2 protein-coding genes are annotated in these 771 nt (G+C 31.1%); both read right to left on the bottom strand.

Going from position 1 to position 771, the window contains the following annotated elements; genetic code table 11:
- Positions 1-127, bottom strand: a 127-nt coding sequence (locus EII23_RS12135) for an ATP-binding cassette domain-containing protein (protein ID WP_260424718.1), incomplete at its 3' end; no start/stop codon positions are given.
- 60 nt (positions 128-187) lie between these two features.
- Positions 188-771: ABC transporter permease (locus EII23_RS12130; protein ID WP_148091278.1), on the bottom strand; the 584-nt coding region annotated here is incomplete at its 5' end.

Raw genomic sequence — 771 nt, 5'->3', positions numbered from 1 at the left:
ATGTAGGTGTTTGTAAGGCACCAGCCATTGTTAGAAATGTACTTTTACCAGAACCAGAAGGACCAACAATAGCTATAAAATCGCCTTTTTCAAAAGATAACGATGTTGGTTTAACTGCTTTAATCATATGATTTCCATCTTTAAATTCTTTTGTCACTTCCTCAAATTTTAACACAATGAAGCCTCCTTATCCGATTGCCTTAAGTGGATCAATTTTTCTAATAGACAGTACTGAGAAAAGACTACCTACAAGTGAAATAAATATTAGAACAATACCAAAAATAATAAGAGTTACAACATCAAACTGAATAGGTACCGCTTTGGGTAAAATTAGACTTGTAAGCAAAGTCAAAATTAATCCAATTAATGAGCCAATTAAAGCTAATATAAAGGTTTGTGCTAATACCATCTTCATTAAGAAACCATTCGTAAACCCTTGTGCTTTTAATACACCAAATAAACTCTTTTTCTGTAGAGTAATCACGTATAGGAATACTCCAATAACTGTAGCTGAAATAACAAACAAGAATGTAATCATGAAATTCATTGTTAAGTTTTGAGGTTTATAACCTGGTAGATTTTTTACAAAGTCATCAATACCAATCACTTCTAAATCACTTTTCACCTTTTTATCATTCCAATGACTATCTTTGACAACTACTGAATTGGTTTTGTCTGATGATAATGCTGGGTTAATTTTTTTCATCGTTTTATTATTAGTAAAAATAACAGGTGAAGCATTATATTTCGCACTTTCTGACACTCCAACGA

The sequence above is a fragment of the Desulfovibrio sp. OH1186_COT-070 genome, assembly GCF_003860215.1.
Lineage (GTDB): Bacteria > Desulfobacterota > Desulfovibrionia > Desulfovibrionales > Desulfovibrionaceae > Desulfovibrio.
Note: the sequence above shows the minus strand (reverse complement) of the source record. Positions and strands in the feature narration are given on the sequence as shown.